The following is a 22,409-nucleotide window of genomic DNA, read 5'->3' on the forward strand; positions in this document are numbered from 1 at the left end:
GTGTTACGCCTCCACGGGCTTGCCGAACTTGAGTCGGTACAGGAAGTTGTAGAGCTTGTTGGACAGGGGCAGGGCGATGAGCATGGACATGTACACGCCGTCCAGACCGGAAAGGGTGTTGCTGGCCACGCCGAAGGCCTGAATCTTGTCGGCCATCTCAGGATAAATGGCGGAAAGGCTGCCCACGGTGGCGGTCATCATGCTGGCGGAACCCACGCCGGAAGCCATGGCCAGCGCATAGGGGTGGAACACGTTCAGGATGCTCAGGAAAGAGGCAGCCAGACCGAAGAAAATGGTGCCGAACACGGTGCCGCAGATGTACACGCCCATGACCCCGCGACCTTCAGCGGAATCAAGGCCGTAGATGTCGCCGATGAGGGCCACGTTGGGCTCGCGGGCAATGGAATGCGCCGCGCCCACGGCTTCACGCTTGAGGCCGAGGAACATGGCAATGGGAATGCCTATGAGCAGGGTGCCGAGGTTGCCGAATTCCTGCAGCACGAGGGCGGGACCCGCCTTGAGGATTTCAAAGAACTTGGGGCCCACAAGGGTGCCGTAACGGGCCATGAGCAGCATCAGGGTCAGACTGACCAGCGCGCTGGCGTGGCCCATGTCCTTGTCCTTGACGACCTTAAGAAACTTGGGACCGAGAAAGGTGCCGATGAATACGGCGTAGAGCATGGGCAGCAGTACCAGCATGCCCGGGCCGACCTTGAATTTGAGAATGCCGATCGCTTCGGATGCGGCCACCAGAATCAGAACGATAAGGTGGATCTTCACATTCTTGATTGCGTCTAACATGATAAAATCCTGTTGTTTCGAATTGTGGCTGTTATTCTGCCCCGGCAGCGTTGCCTTTCGTCGCCCACGAAAGACAGGCTTCCTCGTACCGAAGCATCCTCCTCATAATAACGCTCACACATGGGATGTTCTTTCCCCTTTGTTGGTTTCCGCCCCCTCCTTGTTTAAAGGATTTCGTCTCGGTTTTCGGTCTTGTCAAAAATATGTCCGAAATTGACCAAAAAATATTGTGTACTAAATTTCGATCTTTATGAGCATTTTTGGCCTGCCGACCTGATGTGCGGTTTCCTTTCCGGCCAGTGAAGCGTAGCCGCTGTCCAGAAAGCGCTTCAGAATCCTGCGGGCGCTGCGTTCACTTATGCCGAGGCAGGCGGCAAGGTCTGTGGAGTCGAAAACGCTCTTGCCGGTCTTGTCCATGACCGCGCGTATGCGGTCCACATGGCTGGGGCTGATGCCTATCTCCTCGGCTATGCGCAACTGGGCGGGGTCTTCAACGCGGGTCCGGTAGCGCAGTTCGTCTTCTTCGGCCAGCGGGCCGCGGATGAAGTCGCCGTGTACGAGAAAGAAGCCACCCTGCGGCAAGCGGCGGCCGCGTCCCAGCGCTTGGCGTGCGGATTTTTCTGCCTCGAAGGCTGTGGAGCCTATGCCGATGCCGGAGGAGAGCACGATGCCGTTGTCGCGTCCCCACGACATGAGGTGTGAGAACATGTCCAGATGCACGGGGCTTTCCATGACGCCGCGGGTGGAGAAAATGGCAAACTCCCCTTTGCCTACGTTGAACAGGCTGCCCTGCACTGCGCGCACGTAGTTGAGCAGTTCGGGGAATATGCGCCCTTCATCCCGCATGTATTCATACTCGTTTTTGTTCTGTTCATCGCTGCGGTGCAGGCTGACGATCTGGATGGCAATGCCTGCGGAACGCAGGTCGCGGGCGGCGATGTCAGCAAGGAGGCGCTCCATGGTTTCCCGTACCTGCAGGGCGCTGGGCAGCATGCGGAACGCAGGCAGGCCGAGGGCCGACAGTTCGCTGTATACGGAGCCGAAACCGGAGATGGCCAGATCGGCCTGTCCGGATTCCAGCAGTTCACGGTGTCGCTGCAGATACGCTTCTTCCCTGTGCTGCACGGCAAAGGGCATGGAGTGCACCTTGTGGAAGGAGATGCCGTACTCGCGAATAACCTCGCGAAGAATGGCGTTGGTTACCACGTCTATGCTGATGCGTTCAAAGGGAATGCCGCTGCGCTGGATTTCGGAAAAGACGCGCAGCAGGGAATATGCGCCTCGTTCGATCTGGGCATAAGGCTTGGTCACCACGCCGCGGGCCTTGGCCGCCTCCTGCACGCCGATGCCGGAAAAGAGCAGGCCGTCACATTCGCGCTGACTTTGCTCCAGCACTTCATAGGTGTCTTCTATGTGCTCGCGAATGTAGCTCCGGAAGTTCAGGTCGGGAAAGAAGCGCGTGGCAGCTTCAAGCATGACCTGTACGGAGTCTGATGGACCTATGAGGGCGATTGTTTCACTCATCTCTTGCAAGGGAGTCCGGTTGCCGGTGGTTCGCATGTATTCGGTGCGCATGTCTGATGTCATGGCCGGAATAGGACCGTAATTCTCGGTACAGTGCCGCGAAATGACAATGATGTCAAGAATGTGGCGGGTGATACCTTGCAAATTGTGAGTGTTTGCTTTATCTTTACGTCAAGATAATTCACGTGAAGAATAATTGACGGCAAGCAAGGAGACTGCACATGGATATGATAGACCGCCTGCAGGAGCAGTGGGCAGCGGAGCGGCCCGACCTGGATGCCTCGTTCATGGGGGTGTGCGGGCGTCTCATGTTGGTGAACAAGCTGCTGGATCAGCGCGCGGAGAGTTTTCTCAAGCCCTATTGTCTGACCCAGCCGGAGTTTGATGTGCTGGCGGTGCTGCGGCGGTTCGGAGAACCCTACAGGCTTTCTGCCGGGGAGCTGTGCGAGCATGCCCTGCTTTCTAGCGGTGCCATGACCAACCGTATAGACAGGTTGGAATCGAAAGGGCTTGTGCGGCGCGAGCCAAATCCTCAGGACCGGCGGGGCGTGTTCGTCTCGCTTACCGCGAGCGGACTGGCGCTTATTGACGGTCTGATGCCGGAACGGCTGGAAAGCCTGCGCGATGCAGTGTCCGTGTTGTCCGATGACGACAGGAACCAGTTGGATGCCATTCTCAAACGGTTGGTGACGGCGCTTGCCTGAGCGCGTCTGAACAGGAGGAAAAGCAGTGCAGTCCATTTGCATTTTTCTGGGGGCCAGCTGCGGCAATGACCCTATTTATATGGATGCGGCGTCCGCCATGGGGCGCGAGCTTGCCGCACGTGGCATAACCTGTGTGTATGGCGGTTCCTGCACGGGACTCATGAACCGTCTTGCAGACAGCGCGCTGGAGGCAGGGGGCCGGGTCGTGGGAGTGACCGTGCAGGCCCTCAAGGATAAGGAAGAGTTCCACAGGGGGCTCAGCGAACTGCATGTGATGCCGACCATGCACGCACGCAAGAAGCTCATGTTTGATCTTTCCGAAGCGTTCATTGCCCTGCCGGGCGGCATAGGAACCTATGAAGAGTTCTTCGAGGTCTACACGCACAGGCAGATGGGGCTTCATTCCAAGCCCTGCGCCCTGCTGAACGTGAACGGATTCTATTCTCCCATGGAGCTCATGATGCGCAAGGCCGCGCAGGAAGGCTTCATGAAGACGCCGCACGAAGAGTCCATCCTCATTGCCGAGACTCCCGCAGAGATGTTGGACAGGCTGCTGGGGTTGCCGCGCGGTTGATAGGGCACAACACGTCTGCAGCCCTGAAACAAGAAGCGGGAGGCCGGATCTGATCCGGTCTCCCGCTTTTCATGCATGGAATGGCGGTTAGGCCACTGCGCCCTGACGGGTTGCCTTGATGAGGATTTCCGTCACGAACTGGCTGTCGTTGCGCGTGGTCCAGTAGTCAGTGACATAGCGCTCGTAAGTCTCTTCGCCGAGAGCGTATCCGAACTTGTTGGCCCAGCGGCATATCTTGCTGTAGGTCTCGTGAAGGGTGTCGTGCGTGCCGATGTGGTAGCACGATGCCATCAGGTATCCTCCCAGCTTGACGCGGGTTGTTTCAGGCGCAGGCATCAGCGTTTTCTGCAGAATGCGGATATGCTGCGGTTTGTTCTGCATTCTGCTCTTGAGAGAGGAAAAGTTCAGGATGACGGGGCCGGTAATTTCGTTGTTCTGGCTTTCGACATAGTTGGTCCATTCAATATTGATGATGGCCCCCTTGATGTCGTTGTCGAATTCCTGCTCCTGAAACATGTATTCGCTGGACTCGACGAACTTGATGGAAACTTCGCGGATATCGTTCTCGAGCACCATCTCCGCTTCGGAGATGAGGTCGTACCAATCCTTGACGGAGACATACTGCCTGCGAATGTCTTCTTGCAGCTTCTCGAGTTCTTCGATCTTGGATGTGAAGGAACTTTTGATGGCTTTGTACACGTTGGATGTCGTCTTCCCTTCGATGAAGTCGCGCATCTCTTCGAGCTTGAAGCCCATCTGCTTGTAATATTTGATAACCGGAACAGCCAGCAGGGATTCGTAGGTGTAGTATCGGTAGTTGTTATAGTCCTGCCGCTGTGAGGTGATAAGATCTATGTTGTCGTAATATCGCAACGCCTTTTTGGATATGTTGCAGATTCGACTCACATCTCCGATGGAGTATTTGATCTTACTCTTCATGGTGTCTACCTCGTCTTGTTGCGCTCGCCTGATTTCGCCCGCCCGCTTCCCTCGCCGGAATTCTTGCCGCTAACGTTTGTGCCGCTGCAAAAAAAGTCCGATGCGGTGTCATGAACGAAAATCAGCTGCAATAACCCTTGGCGTCCCTCAAGAAATAATGATGCCGCACTGTTAAGGGACGTCTTGCCCTGACACGCAATGCCCAATTTAATAAAAAAGAGGGCCCCCCTGCAGCAGGACAGCCCTCTTATACAGTCATTCAACCTTACAATCAATCCTTGATGTAGCGGTTGATGGTGGCGGCACCTTCGTCGTGTGCCCGGTAGTAGACCCGCAGTTCGTTGGCGTGGTCCATGTCGAAGCGGGCCTCTTCAAGCAGGCCGTTGGCTTCGGCGGTCATCAGTGCGTTGATGACAGCGGGCTTCTTGAAGGCCTGGAAGTGACCGTAGCTGTCCTTCAGGGCAGCCATCACGTCGTCTGCGCAGGCTTCTTCAACCTTGGTGAAATGCTTCAGAATTGCATAGTTAAGCGGTTGCATGTGTCCTCCTACTTCTTCTTGAGCAGATCAAAGGGGTTCATGGCGATGATGAAGATACCGGCAACCATGACAACAGCTGCTGCCCATGCGACGGGAGGCATGGACCAGCCGTCCATACCGAATGCGAGACCGAGAACGATCCAGCAGCAGAAGGGGCCCCAGAAGGAGAAGGTGCCGTTGCAGGACATGCCCAGTGCGGCGCCGCACATGGCGTTGCCCTTGTACCAGAACATGAAGGTCAGGTAGGCGCTCAGACCGGCCAGAACGAACCATACCATGGCTTCGCCGTCGGTGAAGGAACGCATGACCATGCCCACGGTGTCAACTTCGGAGATCATGCCGAAGAGGGGCACCAGAATGATCAGGTTGGAAAGACCGGAAGTAACCTGACGGATGGTGATGCCGATTTCGGGGTCGATCATGGAGGTGCCGTAACCGCACACGCAGCCTTCAATACCCCAGCACAGAGCAGCGATGAAGCCGAAGAACATGCCCATGACAAGGCCGTCCGGCACTTCGTCGCCCAGACCGGTGCTGCCGATCATGAAGCTGGCGAGGAAGCAGATGGCGATACCGAGCAGCATGCGGCTGGTCAGTTCCTGCTTGAAGAGGAAACGGCCGAGAATGGCGCCGATGGCGGGGCACAGAGCGCTGATCGGAACAACGATGGAACCGGCTTTCTGCAGACCTACAACGTAGGCGGTGCTGGCGAGGGGGCCGCCGATGATGGCAGCGGCAACCATGACCAGACCGGGCTTGGTCTTGATGCAGCGTACAAAGTCACCGAAGCGGCCGCGGGCCTTGGCAATGCCCATGGCCCAGAAGGCGCTGCAGGTGTCAGTGGTTGCGGCACCGAGTGCGCTCAGCAGGTAGGTTACGGCAAATACGGAAAGGCCGGAATTTTCGCCGTACCATTCAATCCATACACCCTTGGACATGCCGAGGGTCATGAATGCGGTATAGAAACCGTACAGCAGGCCGGAAAGCAGGGCGATGATGATGCCCTTACGCTTGAAGTCAGCCGCCAGTCTGGTTTTGGCAGCAATGGCTGCCGGGTTAGGTAAAACTAAGGTTTGCCCCATGTTCATCTCCTTGCACCTATTGGTAGTTTCGGGTTCTACCATTTTGTGTGTGTAATGTAGCCCACTTGTGCACGTAGGGTTTTCCAATTGTTGTCATAGCATTCCCCTTAAGGGGAAGGTCAATGGCAAATTGTAAGAATGCACAAAAGTGGCGCTCTAAAAAATCAAAGGGCGCACCTGCAAAATAGTCTTTTTGCTTCAATGTCGCGCTATTGAGGGCGCGTGTGCTTTTTTTCACCGCTTGAAAATATTTTTTCAGGAAAGCCGCTGTTTGTACGCACAATTCGTAAAATCAGGCCCTTAAGGGCACCTTTCTTCCCTCCAAGGGGCATTTTTTGGCCCGAATCTCATCCCTTTTCTGCCCATTTCCGATGCCTGCGATTTTTTTCTCAAGGCAAAATCAAATAAAATCTCCTGCGATAACAGGGTGTAAAAGCCCTATCCCCGTTTTTTTTTGAAAGGGTGTTGACTTTCCCCTTTGGGGGAAGGGCTAGGGTTTACGCACGCTGGGCAAAAGTAGGCCCGAAGGAGACGCCTCATCCCGAGGCATAAATGAAATAGCTAAGCACTGAGGTGGTAGCGGAATGGGTGAATTTAAGAGGTACTACGGCGAAGAGGCTCTGGGACTCATCGAGACCCTCGGAATGGTTCCGGCAATCAACGGCGCGGACAAGATGCTCAAGGCCGCCAATGTTGAACTGATTTCTTACGAAAACGTGGGCTCCACGCTGGTAACCGTTATGGTGAAGGGCGACGTGGCTGCCGTTCAGGCCGCTGTGGACGCAGGCAAGGTTGCCGCCGGCGAAATCGGCAAGCTGACCGCATACAATGTTATGCCCCGTCCCATCCGCCCCGTGGGCGAAATCGTTTCCGTGCACGGCATTGAAGACGAAGAACTGGAAGGCAGCAGCGAACGCCCCCGTGCCATGGGCCTGATCGAAACCTTCGGCATCGTATACGTGCTTGAAGCTGCTGACGCAATGCTCAAGACCGCCGACGTGGAACTGATCGGCTACGAAAACGTGGCTTCCGGCTACATCTCCGTTCTGGTTCAGGGCGACGTTGCAGCATGCAAGGCTGCTGTTGAAGCCGGTGTGAAGGCTGTGGAAGCCATGGGCACCAACGTATACAGCTCCCTCGTCATTCCCACCCCCCATCCTGACGTAGCCCGCATTACCAAGCGTTACAGACTGGAAAACCTGCTTCCCTAACGGAACACCGAGGCAGTGAGGACTGCCGGACGTGAAGTCGGTCCCTCCGGACTGCCGCTTCCGCTCCGGCCACAAGGAATACGAAGGCCAAGGGGTACACGATAATGATAGTCGACAACGACCTGCTCTCCATTCAGCAAGCCAGAATTCTGGCTGAAAACGCCAGCATGGCGCAGCGCAAGCTTGCGACATTCTCTCAGGAACAGCTGGATGAGATAGTTGAACGCGTGGCGGACGCCGTGGAACAGCACGCGGACGCACTCGCTGTCATGTCCCGCGAGGAGACCGATTACGGAAGATGGCAGGACAAGCAGCTCAAGAACCGCTTTGTCTGCCGCCATGTTCGTGAGCAGTTGCGGGGTATGCGTTGTGTCGGCGTTATCGGCGAAGACCGTGAGAAGCACATCATGGATATTGGTGTGCCGGTCGGCGTGGTCGTGGCTCTGTGTCCCTCCACCAGTCCCGTCTCCACTGCCGTGTATACAACGCTCATTGCCATCAAGTCCGGCAACGCCGTGATCTTCTCGCCCCATCCGCGGGCTGCGAAGAGCATGGGCAAGGTGCTGGACATCATGATCGAGGCGGCACAGTCGCACGGATTGCCGGAAGGTTGTCTTTCCTATCTCGGAACGGTGACCAAGAGCGGCACTGAGGAGCTGATGCGCCATGCGGCCACCTCCCTCATCATGATTTCCGGTGTACCGGGCATGCTCAAGGCGGCACACGCCGCGGGCAAGCCGGTCATCTTTGGCGGCACGGGCAATGGTCCGGCTTTCATCGAGCGTACGGCAGACATCCGTCAGGCCGTGTGCGACATCATCCGGAGCAAGACATTTGACAACGGGATAGCCCCCAGTGCGGAGCAGTCCATTGTTGTCGACTCCTGCATCGCACAGCAAGTGCGGAGCGTACTGCAGGAGAGCGGCGCCTACTTCATGACGGAAGAAGAATCGCTCAGACTCGGCGAGTTGCTCTTCTGTCAGAACGGACGCCGCAGAACGGGCATGGTCGGTGTTTCTGCCGCCACCCTTGCCCGCAAGGCCGGTATTTCCGCTCCGCAGAATGTCACTGTTCTGATCGCGGAACGCAAATACGTTTCCGACGCAGACCCCTATTCCAGGGAGCTGCTTTCCCCCGTCCTTGCCTTCTACGTGGAGGATGACTGGATGCACGCCTGTGAAAAGTGCATCGAACTGCTCCTGCACGAACGTAACGCCCACACCCTTGTTATCCATTCGGGCGACGAAGAGGTCATCCGCCAGTTCGCGCTGAAGAAGCCCGTCGGCAGAATGCTGGTCAACACCCCCGCCACCCTCGGCGGTATGGGCGCGACCACGAATCTCTTCCCTTCAATGATTCTGGGCAGCGGCTCCGCCGGATTCGGCATCACCTCTGACAATGTGTCGCCGCTCAATTTCATCTACACGCGCAAGGTCGGTTACGGCGAAGGTTCCAGGGACGGCATGCACGGCGCATCTCCGGTTGCGGAGAAAGCCTGCGCGGAAAGCGGCATGTCCAATGACTACAGCACTACAAGCACGATGCAGACTGTTCAGCAGATCTTGGTAGAGGCGATCAAGGCCATGAACAGTTCTGCAGACAGATAAATGGAGGAAGCATAGTGGATCTTCACGATTTCTCAACCAAACTCGCCGAAGCGACCAAGAACCTCTCCCCTGAGGAGCGGGCTTCGCTGAAGAAGATTTTCGAAGGCGTTTCCGCGGAACTGATGGGTAAGGCTCCTGCCGCCAAGGCCGATGATTGCCACGAAGGCTGCGGCATTCCGGACGGTCCCACCGACCGTCACCTCAAGCTGAAGGAAAAGTTCCTGACGCATGTGCCCAGCGTTACCATTCACCGTGCCCGTGCAATCACCAAGATTGCTCAGGAAAACCCCGGTATTCCCGCAGCTCTGCTGCGTGCAAAGACTTTCCGCTACTGCTGCGAAACCGCTCCGCTGGTGATTCAGGACCACGAACTCATCGTCGGTTCCCCCAACGGCGCTCCGCGTGCGGGCGCATTCGCTCCCGACGTTGCATGGCGCTGGCTGCGCGACGAAATGGACAGCATCGGCACCCGTGCACAGGACCCCTTCTACATTTCCGAGGAAGACAAGAAGATCCTGCGCGACGAAATCTTCCCCTTCTGGGAAACCAAGTCCGTTGACGAACTGTGCGAAGGCCAGTACCGCGAAGCAGGCCTGTGGCAGATGTCCGCAGAGTCCTACGTTTCCGACTGCTCCTACCATGCTGTGAACGGCGGCGGCGACTCCAACCCCGGCTACGACGTTATCCTGATGAAGAAGGGCATGCTGGACATCCAGCACGAAGCCCAGGAACATCTGGATCATCTGGACTACGCCAACCCCGACGACATCGACAAGATCTACTTCTACAAGTCCATCATCGAGACTGCAGAAGGCGTGATGATCTACGCCAAGCGCCTGTCCCAGTACGCTTACGAACTGGCAGCCAAGGAAACCGATCCCAAGCGCAAGGCCGAACTGCTGAAGATCTCCGAAGTCAACGCCCGCGTGCCTGCCCATGCCCCCAGCAATTTCTGGGAAGCCATTCAGGCTGTCTGGACCGTCGAGTCTCTGCTCGTGGTCGAAGAAAACCAGACCGGCATGTCCATCGGCCGCGTTGACCAGTACATGTATCCCTTCTACCGCGCCGACATCGACTCCGGTCGCATGACCGACTACGAAGCCTTCGACCTCGCCGGTTGTATGCTCGTGAAGATGTCCGAAATGATGTGGCTCACCAGCGAAGGCGCTTCCAAGTTCTTTGCCGGTTACCAGCCCTTCGTGAACATGTGCGTGGGCGGTGTGACCCGTGAGGGCCACGACGCAACTAACGACCTGACCTACCTGCTCATGGACGCTGTCCGCCACGTGCGTATCTACCAGCCCACGCTGGCAACCCGCGTGCACATCAAGTCCCCGCAGAAGTATCTGAAGCGCATCGTGGACGTTATCCGTTCCGGCATGGGCTTCCCCGCCGTGCACTTTGACGATGCCCACATCAAGATGATGCTTGCCAAGGGCGTGAGCATTGAAGACGCACGCGACTACTGCCTCATGGGCTGCGTTGAGCCCCAGAAGTCCGGCCGTCTGTACCAGTGGACCTCCACCGGCTACACCCAGTGGCCCATCTGCATCGAGCTGGTACTCAACCACGGCGTGCCGCTGTGGTTCGGCAAGCAGGTTACCCCCGACGCGGGCGACCTGAGCTACTTCGACACCTACGAGAAGTTCGAAGCTGCCGTTAAGGAACAGATCAAGTGGATCACCAAGAAGACCAGCATCGCTACGGTCATCTCCCAGCGTGTTCACCGTGAACTGGCTCCCAAGCCGCTCATGTCCCTCATGTACGAAGGCTGCATGGAATCCGGTCGTGACGTTTCTGCCGGCGGTGCCATGTACAACTTCGGCCCCGGCGTTGTCTGGAGCGGTCTGGCCACCTACGTGGACTCCATGGCTGCCATCAAGAAGCTGGTTTACGAAGAGAAGAAGTACACCCTGCAGCAGCTGAACGAAGCGCTGAAGGCTGACTTCGTGGGTTACGACCAGATCAAGGCCGACTGCCTTGCCGCTCCCAAGTACGGCAACGACGACGACTACGCCGACATGATCGCTGCGGATCTCGTGCACTTCACCGAAGTGGAGCACCGCAAGTTCAAGACCCTGTACTCCGTGCTCAGCCACGGTACGCTGTCCATCTCCAACAACACCCCCTTCGGCCAGCTGCTTGGCGCTTCCGCCAACGGCCGCCAGGCATGGGCGCCGCTTTCCGACGGCATCAGCCCCACGCAGGGTGCGGACTACAAGGGCCCCACGGCCATCATCAAGTCCGTTTCCAAGATGGCCAACGACAACATGAACATCGGCATGGTTCACAACTTCAAGCTCATGTCCGGCCTGCTGGACAACCCTGAAGGTGAGAACGGCCTGATCACCCTGATCCGTACTGCCTGCATGCTCGGCAACGGCGAAATGCAGTTCAACTACCTGGACAACGAAACGCTGCTTGATGCCCAGAAGCATCCTGAAAAGTACCGTGACCTCGTTGTGCGCGTGGCTGGCTACAGCGCCTTCTTCGTCGAACTCTGCAAGGACGTTCAGGACGAAATCATCAGCCGTACCATGCTGCACTCGATCTAACTGATCGACATACTGATTGAATAAACCCTTCGGGATTCGAACTACCGCAAGCAACCGGAAACACCAGAGGCAAGACCGTGATCGAAAGAAAAGCTCTCATTTTCAACATACAGAAATACAACATGTATGATGGTCCCGGCGTGCGCACACTGGTGTTCTTCAAGGGATGCCCCCTGCGTTGCAAGTGGTGTTCGAATCCTGAAGGGCAGCTCAGGCAGTATCAGGTGCTTTTCAAGAAGAACAGCTGCGTCAACTGCGGCGCGTGCGTGCAGGTCTGCCCCGCAGGCGTGCACCGCATGACCGCCGACAATCTGCACGAGATCGTCGAATCCGCCGAATGCATCGGCTGCCGCAAGTGCGAGCAGGCATGCCCTGCCACCGCGCTAGCCATTGCCGGTGAGAGCAAGACCATCTCCGAGCTGCTGGACATCATCGAGGAAGACCGTCCCTTCTACGAAGTCTCGGGCGGCGGCGTTACCCTTGGCGGCGGCGAAGTGCTCATGCAGCCGGAAGCGGCCACCAGCCTGCTCATGGCCTGCAAGCAGCGCGGCATCAACACCGCCATGGAGACCTGCGGCTATGCGCGTCCCGAGGTGATCATGAAGGTGGCCGAATTCACCGACCTCTTCCTCTTCGACATCAAGCACATGGACTCCGACAAGCATTACGAGCTTACCGGCGTGCGCAACGAGTGGATTCTCAACAACCTCAAGTGCCTGCTGGAAAACAGGAACAACGTGAAGATCAGAGTGCCCCTGATGCGGGGCGTGAATGACGCCGAGCACGAGATCGTTCAGATGATCGAGTTCCTGAAGCCGTATCAGGATATGAAGAATTTCAAGGGAATAGATCTGTTGCCTTACCACAAGATGGGCGTGAACAAGTACAACCAGCTGCGCTGGGAATACCCCATGGAAGGCAAGCCGGACCTGAACGAGGAAGACCTCGCCCGTATCGAGGCAGTGATCCGGAAGTACGATTTTCCGGTGGCCGTGGTCCGGCATTAACCGCACGCAACGTCTGTGAGTGAGGAGAAAACGCCATGAAAGCACTTGGACTCATCGAAACAAAGGGGCTTCTCGCCGCCGTTGAAGGCGCGGATGCCATGCTCAAGACCGCTGACGTGCGTCTGCTTGAGAAGAATCTCGCGGGCGGCGGGCTGGTCACCATCACCATCGCCGGAGAGGTTTCCGCCGTGCGCGCTTCCGTGGACGCAGCCGTGTCCGCCATCAGCCGCATCAACGGCGCTGTGCTGGTTTCCGAGCATGTGATTGCCCGTCCCGATGAGGAACTGACCCGGATTCTTTCCTTTGCCGAAATGGCTGCTGCGCCCGAGGCTCCGGTAGCGCCTGTCGCCCCCGTCGCGCCTGTCGCTCCTGCTGCTCCGGCAGCGCCCGCCGCACAGGAAGCCCTTGCCGCACCCGAAGTGCCTGCGGTGCCGGAAGAAGCCGGTGTAGCTGAAAGCGCCGATGAACAAATTTACTCTGATGATGCCGGTAACACCGCAAACCCCGACCCCGCAGCGGGTTCACCGGCGACTGCGAGGGGCTTGACTGAAGAGATCGTGGCAGAAGGGGCTTCTATGCCTGCCCATCCTTCCCCGCAGCCCGAGGCAACAGCTTCGGTCAAGCCCTCGAAATCAGAGCCCGTACGACACGAAGTTTCACAGTTGAAGAAAATGAGCGTGAACAGGTTGCGACAGATCGCCGCATCCCTGAGCGGCATCTCCCTGAGTAAGGAAGAGGTCCGCAAGGCGGTCAAGAAGGACCTGGTCGAAGCAATCATCAATGCATACAGGCAGATAGAGGAGTAGTCCCATGGTAGACAAGGATTTATTGTCCATTCAGGAAGCCCGTGCCCTGGTGCGAGCAGCACGTAAGGCACAGGCAGAATTTGCCCTGATGGATCAGGAGCATGTTGACGCCATTGTGAAGGCTATTGCCGACGCAGCCGCTGCGCACGCAGAGACGCTGGCAGCCATGGCTGTGGAAGAAACCGGCTTCGGTAAGGTTCAGGACAAGAAGACCAAGAACCTGCTGGCCAGCGAAAAGCTGTACGAAGCCATCAAGTACATGAAGACCATCGGCGTCATCAATGATGACAAGGACCACAAGATTGTGGAAATCGCCGTGCCCATGGGTGTTATCGCGGGTATCATTCCCTCCACCAACCCCACGTCCACGACCATCTACAAGTCCATCATCGCTCTGAAGTCCGGTAACGCCATCGTCTTCACCCCGCACCCCAGCGCCAAGAAGTGCATCGCCAAGACCGTGGAAATGATCCGCGGCGTGCTGCATGACTGCGGCGTGTGCGAAGATCTCGTCAGCTGCATGAGCGTGCCCACCATCGAAGGCAGCGGCGAGCTGATGAAGGTTGTTGACCTGATTCTGGCCACCGGTGGCCCCGGCATGGTCAAGGCTGCATACAGCTCCGGTACCCCCGCCCTCGGCGTTGGGGCCGGTAACGTACCCGCCTACATCGAGCGTTCCGCGAACATCGAAGACGCCGTCACCAAGATCTTCGCCAGCAAGACCTTCGACAACGGTACCGTGTGCGCCTCCGAGCAGGCCATCGTGACCGACGCCGTCATCGCCGACAAGGTGAAGGCAACCCTGATCGCACAGGGCGCGTACTTCCTCGAAGGTGACAAGCTGGAGAAGGTGAAGCGCGTTATGGAACGCGGCAACGGTTCCATGAACCCCGACATCGTTGGCCGCGACGCCAGCTACATCGCCAAGCTGGCTGGCATCGAAGTGCCCGCCGGAACCCGTCTGCTGGTTTCCGACGAAAAGGGCGTAGGTCCCAAGTATCCCTTCTCCAAGGAAAAGCTCACCGCTCTGCTGGGCTTCTACGTGGTGGAAGACTGGAAGGAAGCCTGCGAGATGTGCCACGCGCTGCTGAAGAACGGCGGCATCGGCCACTCCCTGTCCATCCATTCCATGAATGAGGAAGTAATCCGCGAGTTCGGTCTGAAGAAGCCCGTATCCCGCCTGCTGGTGAACACCCCCTCCACCCATGGTGCCGTGGGTATCACCACCGGTCTGTTCCCCTCGTTCACCCTCGGTTGCGGCGCTGTCGGCGGCAGCTCCACTTCCGACAACGTAACCCCCCTGAACCTGATGAACGTTCGCCGTGTTGCGTACGATCTGGGCGCTCCCTGCTGCGCTCCGCAGGCTCCGGCAAAGACTGACGCTCAGAATCTCGACATCAACGCCATCACCGCGATGATCATCGAGCAGCTCAAGCAAATGGCCTAATCCCTCAGTGGATTCGGTTTCTCATATAGAAGAAAAACAAACTGTATAAGGAGATAGACATGTCATCTTCCAACGCACTCGGTATGATTGAGACCAAGGGTCTCGTAGGCGCCATCGAAGCAGCAGACGCAATGGTCAAGGCTGCAAACGTAACCCTCATCGGCCGCACTCAGGTTGGCGGCGGTCTCGTGACCGTTATGGTTCGCGGCGACGTGGGCGCAGTTAAGGCTGCTACCGACGCTGGCGCAGCTGCTGCCAAGCACGTGGGTGAACTGGTTAGCGTTCACGTTATCCCCCGCCCCCACGGCGAAGTGGAAATCATCCTGCCCAAGATCGGCTAACCCTGCCGGTATGGTCCGGTTCCGACGGAATCCGGATTCCGGCGGAACGGGAACCGGTCAGGCGACCTTTCCTGACCCCTCGCGGCTCTGCTGAGGCGGCACCCGCAGGAGGCAGGAGCAACGAAAACGGCGTTTTCGCAGCACGAGGAGGGGGACTCCCGTCCCCCTCCGCTGCCCGCTCCCGAAAGGGGCGGACGGCATGATGACAACAGTCCCGGACCATGCAGCAGGCATACGGGGCGATACCATGAACGGACGCGTCGATATCGGCAGCACGTCCGGACTAACCAAGCCGGCATATTTTTCAAGCGGAGCGAACATGGACGAGAGAGCCATTAAAAATATTGTTGAAGGGGTACTCAAGAACGTGCTGAGCCAGATGGAAGCCCAGAAGGGCAGCCATACTGCTGGCCAGGCTTACGAAGCCCCCTGCTGTGAGGGCGGCGATGCCCCCATTCCGGTAGAACTTTCCGCGCGCCACGTGCACCTGAGCGAAAAGGACGCAATCGCCCTGTTCGGCGCGCCTCTCACCCACGCACGCGATCTTTCCCAGCCCGGGCAGTTCCTTGCCAAGGAGCGCGTCCGTCTCATCGGTCCCAAGGGCGTCATGGACAACGTGGCCGTTCTTGGTCCCTCCCGCGGCAGCTCGCAGGTGGAAATCTCCAAGACTGACGCCCGTATCCTCGGCATTGAGGCTCCGGTTCGTCAGTCCGGCGACACCAAGGGAACCCCCGGCATCATCCTCGCCTCCCTGACCGGCATTGTGGGGCTTGAGGAAGGCGTCATCGTCGCTTCCCGTCATATTCACATGTCTCCCGAAGACGCAAAGAAGCACTGCGTGGCTGACAATGATCTGGTCAGCGTGCGCATCGACGGCGACCGCCCCCTGGTTCTTGAAGATGTGCTGATCCGCGTGAACGAGCAGTTCAGCCTGGCCATGCACATCGACCCCGACGAAGGCAACAGCTCCGGCTGGAACTCCAAGGTAACCGGCAGAATCATCTGCAGGAAGAATGGTGCCTCTCATGGACTTTGTAAGCATTGATCAACAAATCAGCGCCCTTGAGCACTGCATTGAGCACACCGTTCCGGTCACTGCCAATGAGAAGCTTCATGTGGGCGTTGACCTCGGCACGGCCTACATCGTGGTCGTGGTGCTGAACAGCGCCAAGGAACCCGTGGCCTGTGCCATGGAGTTTGCGCAGGTCATCAAGGACGGGCTGGTGGTGGACTACATCGGCGCCTCCCGCATCGTGCGCAAGCTGGTGAACGAGCTTGAAGAGCGGCTGGGTCGTAAACTGACCCACGCCGCCATCGCCGTTCCCCCCGGTACCGGTGAGAAGGACTGCGGCACCCACCGCCACGTGGTGGAAGGCGCAGGACTGGAAGTGACCACCATTCTGGACGAGCCCACCGCCGCCAACGCCGTGCTCGGTGTTGAAAACGGCGTGATCGTGGACATCGGCGGCGGCACCACGGGCCTTTCCGTTCTCGAAGACGGCAAGGTGACCTACGTGGCCGACGAACCCACCGGCGGAACCCATGTGAGCCTCGTACTCGCAGGCAACATGGACGTGTCCTTCGAAGAAGCGGAAAAGCTGAAGAAGGAACCCGAGCGCCAGACCGAAGTGCTGGTGGTGGTCCGCCCGGTGGTGCAGAAGATGGCTTCCATCATCAACAAGCATATTCAGGGGCGCGATATTGCCGCCATCTATCTTGTGGGCGGCACCTGCTGCCTGAAGAACATGGAAGCGGTCATCGCCAAGGACACCGGAAAGCCGGTCTGCAAGCCAGCCAACCCGTTCCTTGTCACCCCTCTGGGCATTGCCCTGAACTGCTACGCGCAGAACAACGCCTAACGGTCTGTGCAGGAGAACGTAATGGACGTGAATGAACTGGTCAGCGCCATCGCGCGGGAAGTGCTCAAGCAACTGAACGGCAAGCCGGAAAAGCCGTGCGTCATGATTCTTGGCGCGCGGGACGGCAAGGTAGCCGCCAAGGTGCAGGCGCATCTCGATGAAGAAGCGGACTTTGTCTACTTCATGGAGCCCACCAACGGCCGTACGCCTTCCCGCTATATCCTGCCGCATCTGTGCTGCGCTTCCATGGCCGATCTCGCATTGGGCAGGGCCTCCGGTTCGCTGATGACCGAAGTGCTGCGCCTGCTGCTTTCCGGCGTGACCATAGAGACGCTGGAGTTCGGCTACAAGGCTTACACTCAGACGGCTCCCGACAGCCTCTACAAGCTGTACGAGTCTTATGAGAAGACGCTGGCGGGCTTCGGCCTGAAGGAATTCAGCAAGAAGCGGCCGGAAGCCATCTGGTTCCGCGAGAGCCTCGTGACGGAAAAAGACGTTGCCGGGGCCGGTGAACAGGGCGCAACCACGCTCATGGTGCCTGCGGCAGCCGTGGTGACGCCTCTTGCAGTGGAAGCGGCGAAGAACCTGAATATCAACATTGTCAAAGGGTAATAGGCGGTACGCGTATGATGATCGGCAGGGTGATCGGTAATGTGTGGGCCACGCGGAAGGAAGATTCCCTTAACGGCCTCAAGCTCATGATCGTGCAGCGGATGGATTCCGTGAGCGGTGAAAGCCTTGAGAATTTTGTGGCCGTGGACTGTGTCGGCTCCGGTATCGGCGACAAGGTGCTGGTAACCACCGGCAGCTCCGCCCGCAAGGCGCTGCGCAATCCCGAGTCCCCTGTGGACGCATCCATCGTCGGCATCATCGACGAAGCCAAGGATTAACCCGGGGGCATGACTGGAATGGATACTCTGGGCGTAGTGGAAAGTCGCGGCATTGCCGCAGGTGCGGTACTCGCGGACAGCATGGTGAAGGCTGCGGACGTGGAACTCGTTCGCGCATCGACCATCTGCTCCGGCCGGTATCTCATCTTCGTTTCCGGTGACCGTCAGGCCGTGCAGACGGCTGTGGATGTGGCGCGGAATTCCGAGCGTTCCCTCTCCGGAAGCTTTGTCATCTCCAACGTGTCCCGACAGGTGCTGGACGTGCTGAAGAAAAGCGGCACGGCCAACGAGGGCGATGCGCTCGGCGTCATCGAATGCCGCAACGTCTCGTCCGGCATCAATGCGGCGGACTGCGCCGTGAAACAGTCTGCTGTAACTCTTGCCCGCCTCGTTACGGGGCAGGGCATCAACGGCAAGTCATATTTCGTGCTCAGCGGAGACGTAGCCTCCGTTGAGGAGGCCGCAGAGGCGGCTAAATCGGCTCTCGGCCAGAACCTTGTCGATGCGGTGGTGATTCCCCGTCCCTCCGCCTCGGTCGTCAGGGCCTTAACAAGCGGTGTGAGGTAACCATGAAAAAGAAACTGGTGGAAAAAGACGGAATCGATGCCTGCATCTGCAAGGCAACGGGAAAGGTCTATGCCGACGGCTCCATCATCCTGACGGCAGGCGCCAAGGATGAACTGAGCAAGCGCGGCATCACCATTGTCTACGGACCCAAGCCCGAAACGGCTGCGTGTCCTCCCGGCTGCACTTGCGAAGCATGCACCGCCAAGGCGCATGCCTGTCCGCCTGACTGCACCTGTCCGGCCTGCACTGCCGCAGCTGAAGCCGACCTTGAGCGGCTCATGCTCGGTGTGGCCGCAATGCTGAAGACGGAATACGGGGTGGAAGACCTGGAACAGCTGCAGGCCATCAGCTGGCAGGTTGCAAAGACCATCCGCGAAAACATCTGATTGTAGAGAAATTTCCGAGAAAAGGATCGAAGGAGAAAAATTATGCTTAACGCACTGGGTATGATTGAAACCAAGGGCCTTGTCGGCGCCATTGAAGCCGCAGATGCCATGGTAAAGGCTGCCAACGTTGAACTCGTGGGCCGGGAACAGGTTGGCAGCGGTCTCGTGACCGTTATGGTCCGCGGCGACGTGGGTGCCGTGAAGGCCGCTACCGATGCAGGCGCAGCAGCAGCTTCCCGCGTGGGTGAACTGGTTAGCGTGCACGTAATTCCCCGCCCGCACGGCGAAGTGGAAGTTATTCTGCCCAAGTGCAGCAAGTAGCAGTTTTGCGAGGCACAGGCCGGAGCCTGCTCCGGCCTGCCTTGTTCTTTGTGCTCTTCCTGCAGTGACCTTATTTTGATTCAAACGCATTTTATCAGTTGGAGAATTCGAGGGTGACACAGTTCTACGGAAAAACCAAAATCTGCTATGGCGAAGATGCCCTTGAGACCCTCGAGCATTTGCCGGCAAAGCAGGCCTTCATCGTGACGGACCCGTTCATGGTGAAGACCGGCTTCATTGACCGCATCAAGAGCCATCTTGACCGCAGCGGTATTGCCCACCGCACGTTCGACGGTGTTGAACCCGATCCGTCGCTGGAAACCGTGACCAAGGGCACCAGGCTCTTCATGCAGGATCAGGCGGATGCGGTTATCGCCCTTGGCGGCGGCTCTGCCATCGATGCGGCCAAGGCCATCATGTATTTCGCCTACAAGGCGGGCGGCGAAGTGAAAAAGCCGTTGCTGGTAGCCATTCCCACCACCAGCGGCACCGGTTCCGAAGTGACGGCCATCTCCGTGGTGACGGACAAGGTCAATGAGGTGAAGATTCCCCTCAACGACGAGCTCCTGATTCCCGACATGGCCATTCTGGACGCGCGCTTCACCCGTACCGTTCCGCCCCACGTGACTGCAGCCACCGGCATGGACGTGCTGACGCACGCCATCGAGGCTTACACGTCGCGCAAGGCAAACGCGTTTACGACGATCTATGCGGAACACGCCATCCGTTACGTGTTCAAGTACCTGCTTCGCGCCTACCGCCACGGCGACGACATGGAAGCACGCGAAATGATGCTTCTTGCGTCCTGCATGGCCGGTCTGGCCTTCAACAACAGCGGGCTCGGCATTACGCACAGCATCGCCCACAGCCTTGGCGGCATCTTCCATGTGCCCCACGGCCTTGCCAACTCCGTGGTGCTGCCCTTCGTCATCCGCTTCAACAGCTTTGACGTGGGTGTGAAGTACCGCGAAATCGCGGATATCCTCGGCCTTCCCTGTTCCTCTGTGGAGGAAGGCACCACCAGCCTTATCAAGGCTGTGCGTGACCTGAACGAGGCCATGGGCATTCCCGGCAGAATCGGCGCGCTGAAGATCGACGAAACCATCTTCCGTGAGCATCTGGATACCATGTCCAAGAATGTGCTCGAAGACATCTGCACGGCTGGCAACCCCAGAAGACCGTCAGAGGACAATATCAGGCAGCTCCTTGAGCAGGCCTGGTAGGAGTTTGATTACAATCCCCAATGCATGAATAGCCGCCGCATCTGTTAGCGCCATGGGTCGGACAGATGGATGCGGCGGCGAAACGGGCCGGTTTGCCGCCGGCGAGGGCAGTTCCGTGGGAGAACAGATAGTAGATATAATCAGGAATGCAGGCGTTGTCGGTGCTGGCGGCGCGGGGCTTCCGACACATGTAAAGGCTGCCGCCACGGTTGATACCGTGCTGGTGAACGGGGCCTCCTGTGAGCCGTTGCTCATGAGCGACCCCTACCTTCTGGAAGCCGAGATCGAGACCGTCATCCGCGGCCTGAAGGCCGTGATGGAATGTACCAAGGCCACCAGAGGCATCATCTGTCTCAAGGGCAAGCACGGCAAGGCCATGGCCGCCGTTCGCGAGGCCGTTGCGCGTCATGCCGGTGAAGGTCTTGAAGCCTTCGAACTCAGAGATTTCTACCCCGCAGGGGACGAGCATGTGCTCGTGCATGAAGTGCTGGGCAAGACCGTGCCTGAGCGCGGCATTCCCCTGCAGATCGGCGCGGTTGTGAGCAACGTGGAGTCGCTCTACAACATTGCGCTGGCCATGGACGGCAAGCCCGTCACCCATCGCTACCTCACCATCACCGGCGAAATCGCCCACCCCATGGTGGTGAAGGTGCCCGTGGGCACGCTCGTTTCCGACGTGATTGCGTTTGCAGGCGGTGCGACCATTGCCGATTACCGCGTAGTGGACGGCGGTCCCATGATGGGACGCGTGCTGCCGGACGTGAACCAGCCCGTGACCAAGACCACCAGCGGCCTCATTCTGCTGCCGCCAGACCACACCGTTGTGGCTGGCAAGGTCATGGATCCCGTGCGTATGCGTCGCATCACCAACTCCGTGTGCTGCCAGTGTACCCGCTGTACGGACCTGTGCCCCAGAAACCTGCTCGGGCACTCCCTGCATCCCCACAAGCTCATGCGTATTCCGGACAGCCTTGTGGCCTCCAGCCCCGTTGCCCGTGAAGCGCTGCTTTGTTCCGAATGCGGCATCTGCGAAAAGTTCGCCTGCCCCATGATGGTTTCCCCCCGCGAAGTGAACGCCCAGATCAAGAAGGTACTCATGCGCGAGGGCGCAAAGTGGGAATCCTCCGGCAAGGAACTGGTGACCAATCCCTTCCGCGCCAGCCGTCAGATTCCTACCATGCGGCTTATTCAGCGCCTCAATATTGAAAAGTACTACTCGCACACCGAGTTCGGCGGCGAGTTCACCCCCTCCGTGGTGCAGATCCGTCTTGGTCAGCACATCGGAGCCCCCGCCGCATGCGTTGTTGCCGTTGGCGACAAGGTGCTGCAGGGCGACCTCATCGGCGAGATTCCGGAAAAGGCCATGGGCGCGCGCATTCACGCGAGCATCAGCGGCACGGTAGAAGCCATCGCGGATGGCGTGGTAACCATCAGGGCTTAGGATCTAGGTGAATACTATGAATTTGCGCACTATAGGTTGTGTTGAGCTGAACAGCGTGGCGCTGGGCATGCAGGCCGCAGACGCCATGGTCAAGGCTGCGGAAGTGGAAATCGTCATGGCCCGTCCCACCTGTCCGGGACGCTACCTTATCATCGTCACCGGCGATACCGGTGCCGTGAAAAGCTCTGTTGAAGCCGGACGCGCCATCAGCAAGGACATGCTCGTGGACTGGTTCACCATTCCCAGCGTGCACCGCGACGTTATTCCCGCACTCAGCGGTACCGCCCAGACCTCCGAGATCAACGCGCTGGGCATCATTGAAACCTGCACCGCAGCCTCCTGTATTCTGGCAGCGGATGCCGCCGCCAAGTCCGGTCAGGTCTGGCTGCTGGAAATCCGCATCGCAGCCGGTCTCGCAGGCAAGGCCTTCGTGGTCATGACCGGTGACGTTTCCTCCGTGCAGGCTTCCGTGGAAGCCGGTGTGGCAGGCGTTGCCGAAGCTGGCCCCGTGCTCAGCCATGTAGTTATTCCTTCCCCCAGCGAAAGCCTGAAGGCTCAGCTGGTATAAGAGTAGATTGTTTGAATT

24 protein-coding genes are annotated in these 22,409 nt (G+C 58.3%); 19 read left to right on the plus strand and 5 right to left on the minus strand.

Annotation, left to right across the window (positions count from 1 at the left end; translation table 11 throughout):
• Positions 1 to 3: 3 nt before the first annotated feature.
• Both N1030_RS14265 and N1030_RS14270 read right to left on the minus strand, forming a co-directional pair.
• Positions 4 to 801 (minus strand): DUF3100 domain-containing protein, encoded by a 798-nt coding sequence (locus tag N1030_RS14265; RefSeq protein WP_265826160.1) that lies wholly within the window; start codon positions 799 to 801, stop codon positions 4 to 6.
• Between the two features lie 234 nt (positions 802 to 1,035).
• Positions 1,036 to 2,469, minus strand: a complete 1,434-nt coding sequence (locus N1030_RS14270; protein ID WP_265826161.1) for a COG3415 family protein — start codon at positions 2,467 to 2,469, stop codon at positions 1,036 to 1,038.
• Positions 2,470 to 2,546: 77 nt separating this feature from the next.
• Between N1030_RS14270 and N1030_RS14275 the strand changes: the two genes are divergently transcribed.
• Together N1030_RS14275 and N1030_RS14280 are read left to right on the plus strand one after the other, a co-directional pair.
• Positions 2,547 to 3,029: a MarR family winged helix-turn-helix transcriptional regulator gene (locus tag N1030_RS14275; RefSeq protein ID WP_265826162.1), complete on the plus strand. Its 483-nt coding sequence runs from the start codon at positions 2,547 to 2,549 to the stop codon at positions 3,027 to 3,029.
• Between the two features lie 25 nt (positions 3,030 to 3,054).
• Entirely contained in the window at positions 3,055 to 3,603 is a 549-nt protein-coding gene (locus tag N1030_RS14280; protein WP_265826163.1) for an LOG family protein, read from the plus strand.
• Positions 3,604 to 3,690: 87 nt separating this feature from the next.
• Here the strand turns inward: N1030_RS14280 and N1030_RS14285 are convergent, their stop codons facing one another.
• The 3 genes from N1030_RS14285 to N1030_RS14295 form a co-directional block, all read right to left on the minus strand.
• Positions 3,691 to 4,542 (minus strand): choline utilization transcriptional activator, encoded by an 852-nt coding sequence (locus N1030_RS14285; protein ID WP_265826164.1) that lies wholly within the window; start codon positions 4,540 to 4,542, stop codon positions 3,691 to 3,693.
• A gap of 271 nt (positions 4,543 to 4,813) precedes the next feature.
• Positions 4,814 to 5,080 (minus strand): hypothetical protein, encoded by a 267-nt coding sequence (locus N1030_RS14290; RefSeq protein WP_265826166.1) that lies wholly within the window; start codon positions 5,078 to 5,080, stop codon positions 4,814 to 4,816.
• A gap of 8 nt (positions 5,081 to 5,088) precedes the next feature.
• Positions 5,089 to 6,162 (minus strand): DMT family transporter, encoded by a 1,074-nt coding sequence (locus N1030_RS14295; protein ID WP_265826167.1) that lies wholly within the window; start codon positions 6,160 to 6,162, stop codon positions 5,089 to 5,091.
• A gap of 584 nt (positions 6,163 to 6,746) precedes the next feature.
• Between N1030_RS14295 and N1030_RS17745 the strand changes: the two genes are divergently transcribed.
• The 17 genes from N1030_RS17745 to N1030_RS14385 all read left to right on the plus strand — a co-directional run bounded on the left by N1030_RS17745 (position 6,747) and on the right by N1030_RS14385 (position 22,391).
• Complete coding sequence (locus N1030_RS17745; protein WP_338033310.1) at positions 6,747 to 7,373, plus strand: BMC domain-containing protein; 627 nt, start codon at positions 6,747 to 6,749, stop codon at positions 7,371 to 7,373.
• 104 nt (positions 7,374 to 7,477) lie between these two features.
• Entirely contained in the window at positions 7,478 to 8,980 is a 1,503-nt protein-coding gene (locus N1030_RS14310) for an aldehyde dehydrogenase family protein (protein WP_265826168.1), read from the plus strand.
• A gap of 14 nt (positions 8,981 to 8,994) precedes the next feature.
• Complete coding sequence (gene cutC / locus N1030_RS14315; RefSeq protein WP_265826169.1) at positions 8,995 to 11,535, plus strand: choline trimethylamine-lyase; 2,541 nt, start codon at positions 8,995 to 8,997, stop codon at positions 11,533 to 11,535.
• Positions 11,536 to 11,612: 77 nt separating this feature from the next.
• Positions 11,613 to 12,542, plus strand: a complete 930-nt coding sequence (gene cutD, locus N1030_RS14320) for a choline TMA-lyase-activating enzyme (protein ID WP_265826170.1) — start codon at positions 11,613 to 11,615, stop codon at positions 12,540 to 12,542.
• Between the two features lie 35 nt (positions 12,543 to 12,577).
• Positions 12,578 to 13,348 carry a BMC domain-containing protein gene (locus tag N1030_RS14325; RefSeq protein WP_265826171.1) on the plus strand — a complete coding sequence of 257 codons (771 nt, stop codon included), beginning with the start codon at positions 12,578 to 12,580 and terminating at the stop codon, positions 13,346 to 13,348.
• A gap of 4 nt (positions 13,349 to 13,352) precedes the next feature.
• Positions 13,353 to 14,795, plus strand: coding sequence for an acetaldehyde dehydrogenase (acetylating) (locus tag N1030_RS14330; protein ID WP_265826172.1), 1,443 nt, complete (start codon positions 13,353 to 13,355; stop codon positions 14,793 to 14,795).
• 59 nt (positions 14,796 to 14,854) lie between these two features.
• On the plus strand, positions 14,855 to 15,136 hold the full coding sequence (gene eutM / locus N1030_RS14335; protein ID WP_265826173.1) for an ethanolamine utilization microcompartment protein EutM: 282 nt from the start codon (positions 14,855 to 14,857) through the stop codon (positions 15,134 to 15,136).
• Positions 15,137 to 15,335: 199 nt separating this feature from the next.
• On the plus strand, positions 15,336 to 16,181 hold the full coding sequence (locus N1030_RS14340; RefSeq protein ID WP_265826175.1) for a phosphate propanoyltransferase: 846 nt from the start codon (positions 15,336 to 15,338) through the stop codon (positions 16,179 to 16,181).
• A complete protein-coding gene (eutJ, locus tag N1030_RS14345) occupies positions 16,162 to 16,995 on the plus strand; it encodes an ethanolamine utilization protein EutJ (protein WP_265826177.1) in 834 nt (277 codons plus the stop codon). The genes N1030_RS14340 and eutJ overlap by 20 nt, the downstream gene beginning before the upstream one ends.
• A gap of 21 nt (positions 16,996 to 17,016) precedes the next feature.
• A complete protein-coding gene (locus tag N1030_RS14350) occupies positions 17,017 to 17,607 on the plus strand; it encodes a hypothetical protein (protein ID WP_265826178.1) in 591 nt (196 codons plus the stop codon).
• Positions 17,608 to 17,621: 14 nt separating this feature from the next.
• Positions 17,622 to 17,885 (plus strand): EutN/CcmL family microcompartment protein, encoded by a 264-nt coding sequence (locus N1030_RS14355; RefSeq protein WP_265826179.1) that lies wholly within the window; start codon positions 17,622 to 17,624, stop codon positions 17,883 to 17,885.
• Between the two features lie 9 nt (positions 17,886 to 17,894).
• Positions 17,895 to 18,452, plus strand: coding sequence for a BMC domain-containing protein (locus tag N1030_RS14360; protein WP_265826180.1), 558 nt, complete (start codon positions 17,895 to 17,897; stop codon positions 18,450 to 18,452).
• Positions 18,453 to 18,454: 2 nt separating this feature from the next.
• A complete protein-coding gene (locus N1030_RS14365; RefSeq protein WP_265826181.1) occupies positions 18,455 to 18,838 on the plus strand; it encodes a hypothetical protein in 384 nt (127 codons plus the stop codon).
• A gap of 42 nt (positions 18,839 to 18,880) precedes the next feature.
• A complete protein-coding gene (gene eutM, locus N1030_RS14370; RefSeq protein WP_265826182.1) occupies positions 18,881 to 19,159 on the plus strand; it encodes an ethanolamine utilization microcompartment protein EutM in 279 nt (92 codons plus the stop codon).
• A 113-nt stretch (positions 19,160 to 19,272) separates the two neighbouring features.
• Positions 19,273 to 20,382 carry a 1-propanol dehydrogenase PduQ gene (locus N1030_RS14375; protein ID WP_265826183.1) on the plus strand — a complete coding sequence of 370 codons (1,110 nt, stop codon included), beginning with the start codon at positions 19,273 to 19,275 and terminating at the stop codon, positions 20,380 to 20,382.
• 52 nt (positions 20,383 to 20,434) lie between these two features.
• Complete coding sequence (locus N1030_RS14380) at positions 20,435 to 21,823, plus strand: SLBB domain-containing protein (RefSeq protein WP_265826184.1); 1,389 nt, start codon at positions 20,435 to 20,437, stop codon at positions 21,821 to 21,823.
• A gap of 16 nt (positions 21,824 to 21,839) precedes the next feature.
• Positions 21,840 to 22,391: a BMC domain-containing protein gene (locus N1030_RS14385; RefSeq protein WP_265826185.1), complete on the plus strand. Its 552-nt coding sequence runs from the start codon at positions 21,840 to 21,842 to the stop codon at positions 22,389 to 22,391.
• Positions 22,392 to 22,409: the final 18 nt, after the last annotated feature.

It is taken from the genome of Desulfovibrio mangrovi (genome assembly GCF_026230175.1).
In the GTDB taxonomy this organism is placed as follows: Bacteria; Desulfobacterota; Desulfovibrionia; order Desulfovibrionales; family Desulfovibrionaceae; genus Halodesulfovibrio; species Halodesulfovibrio mangrovi.

What these genes read in the sequence shown, in the direction of transcription:
- N1030_RS14265 (WP_265826160.1), bottom strand. Translation starts at nt 801, where the DNA reads ATGTTAGACGCAATCAAGAATGTGAAGATCCACCTTATCGTTCTGATT.
- N1030_RS14275 (WP_265826162.1), top strand. Translation starts at nt 2,547, where the DNA reads ATGGATATGATAGACCGCCTGCAGGAGCAGTGGGCAGCGGAGCGGCCC.
- N1030_RS14285 (WP_265826164.1), bottom strand. Translation starts at nt 4,542, where the DNA reads ATGAAGAGTAAGATCAAATACTCCATCGGAGATGTGAGTCGAATCTGC.
- N1030_RS14290 (WP_265826166.1), bottom strand. Translation starts at nt 5,080, where the DNA reads ATGCAACCGCTTAACTATGCAATTCTGAAGCATTTCACCAAGGTTGAA.
- N1030_RS14295 (WP_265826167.1), bottom strand. Translation starts at nt 6,162, where the DNA reads ATGGGGCAAACCTTAGTTTTACCTAACCCGGCAGCCATTGCTGCCAAA.
- N1030_RS17745 (WP_338033310.1), top strand. Translation starts at nt 6,747, where the DNA reads ATGGGTGAATTTAAGAGGTACTACGGCGAAGAGGCTCTGGGACTCATC.
- N1030_RS14310 (WP_265826168.1), top strand. Translation starts at nt 7,478, where the DNA reads ATGATAGTCGACAACGACCTGCTCTCCATTCAGCAAGCCAGAATTCTG.
- N1030_RS14325 (WP_265826171.1), top strand. Translation starts at nt 12,578, where the DNA reads ATGAAAGCACTTGGACTCATCGAAACAAAGGGGCTTCTCGCCGCCGTT.
- N1030_RS14330 (WP_265826172.1), top strand. Translation starts at nt 13,353, where the DNA reads ATGGTAGACAAGGATTTATTGTCCATTCAGGAAGCCCGTGCCCTGGTG.
- eutM (WP_265826173.1), top strand. Translation starts at nt 14,855, where the DNA reads ATGTCATCTTCCAACGCACTCGGTATGATTGAGACCAAGGGTCTCGTA.
- N1030_RS14340 (WP_265826175.1), top strand. Translation starts at nt 15,336, where the DNA reads ATGATGACAACAGTCCCGGACCATGCAGCAGGCATACGGGGCGATACC.
- eutJ (WP_265826177.1), top strand. Translation starts at nt 16,162, where the DNA reads ATGGACTTTGTAAGCATTGATCAACAAATCAGCGCCCTTGAGCACTGC.
- N1030_RS14350 (WP_265826178.1), top strand. Translation starts at nt 17,017, where the DNA reads ATGGACGTGAATGAACTGGTCAGCGCCATCGCGCGGGAAGTGCTCAAG.
- N1030_RS14355 (WP_265826179.1), top strand. Translation starts at nt 17,622, where the DNA reads ATGATGATCGGCAGGGTGATCGGTAATGTGTGGGCCACGCGGAAGGAA.
- N1030_RS14360 (WP_265826180.1), top strand. Translation starts at nt 17,895, where the DNA reads ATGACTGGAATGGATACTCTGGGCGTAGTGGAAAGTCGCGGCATTGCC.
- N1030_RS14365 (WP_265826181.1), top strand. Translation starts at nt 18,455, where the DNA reads ATGAAAAAGAAACTGGTGGAAAAAGACGGAATCGATGCCTGCATCTGC.
- eutM (WP_265826182.1), top strand. Translation starts at nt 18,881, where the DNA reads ATGCTTAACGCACTGGGTATGATTGAAACCAAGGGCCTTGTCGGCGCC.
- N1030_RS14380 (WP_265826184.1), top strand. Translation starts at nt 20,435, where the DNA reads ATGGGTCGGACAGATGGATGCGGCGGCGAAACGGGCCGGTTTGCCGCC.
- N1030_RS14385 (WP_265826185.1), top strand. Translation starts at nt 21,840, where the DNA reads ATGAATTTGCGCACTATAGGTTGTGTTGAGCTGAACAGCGTGGCGCTG.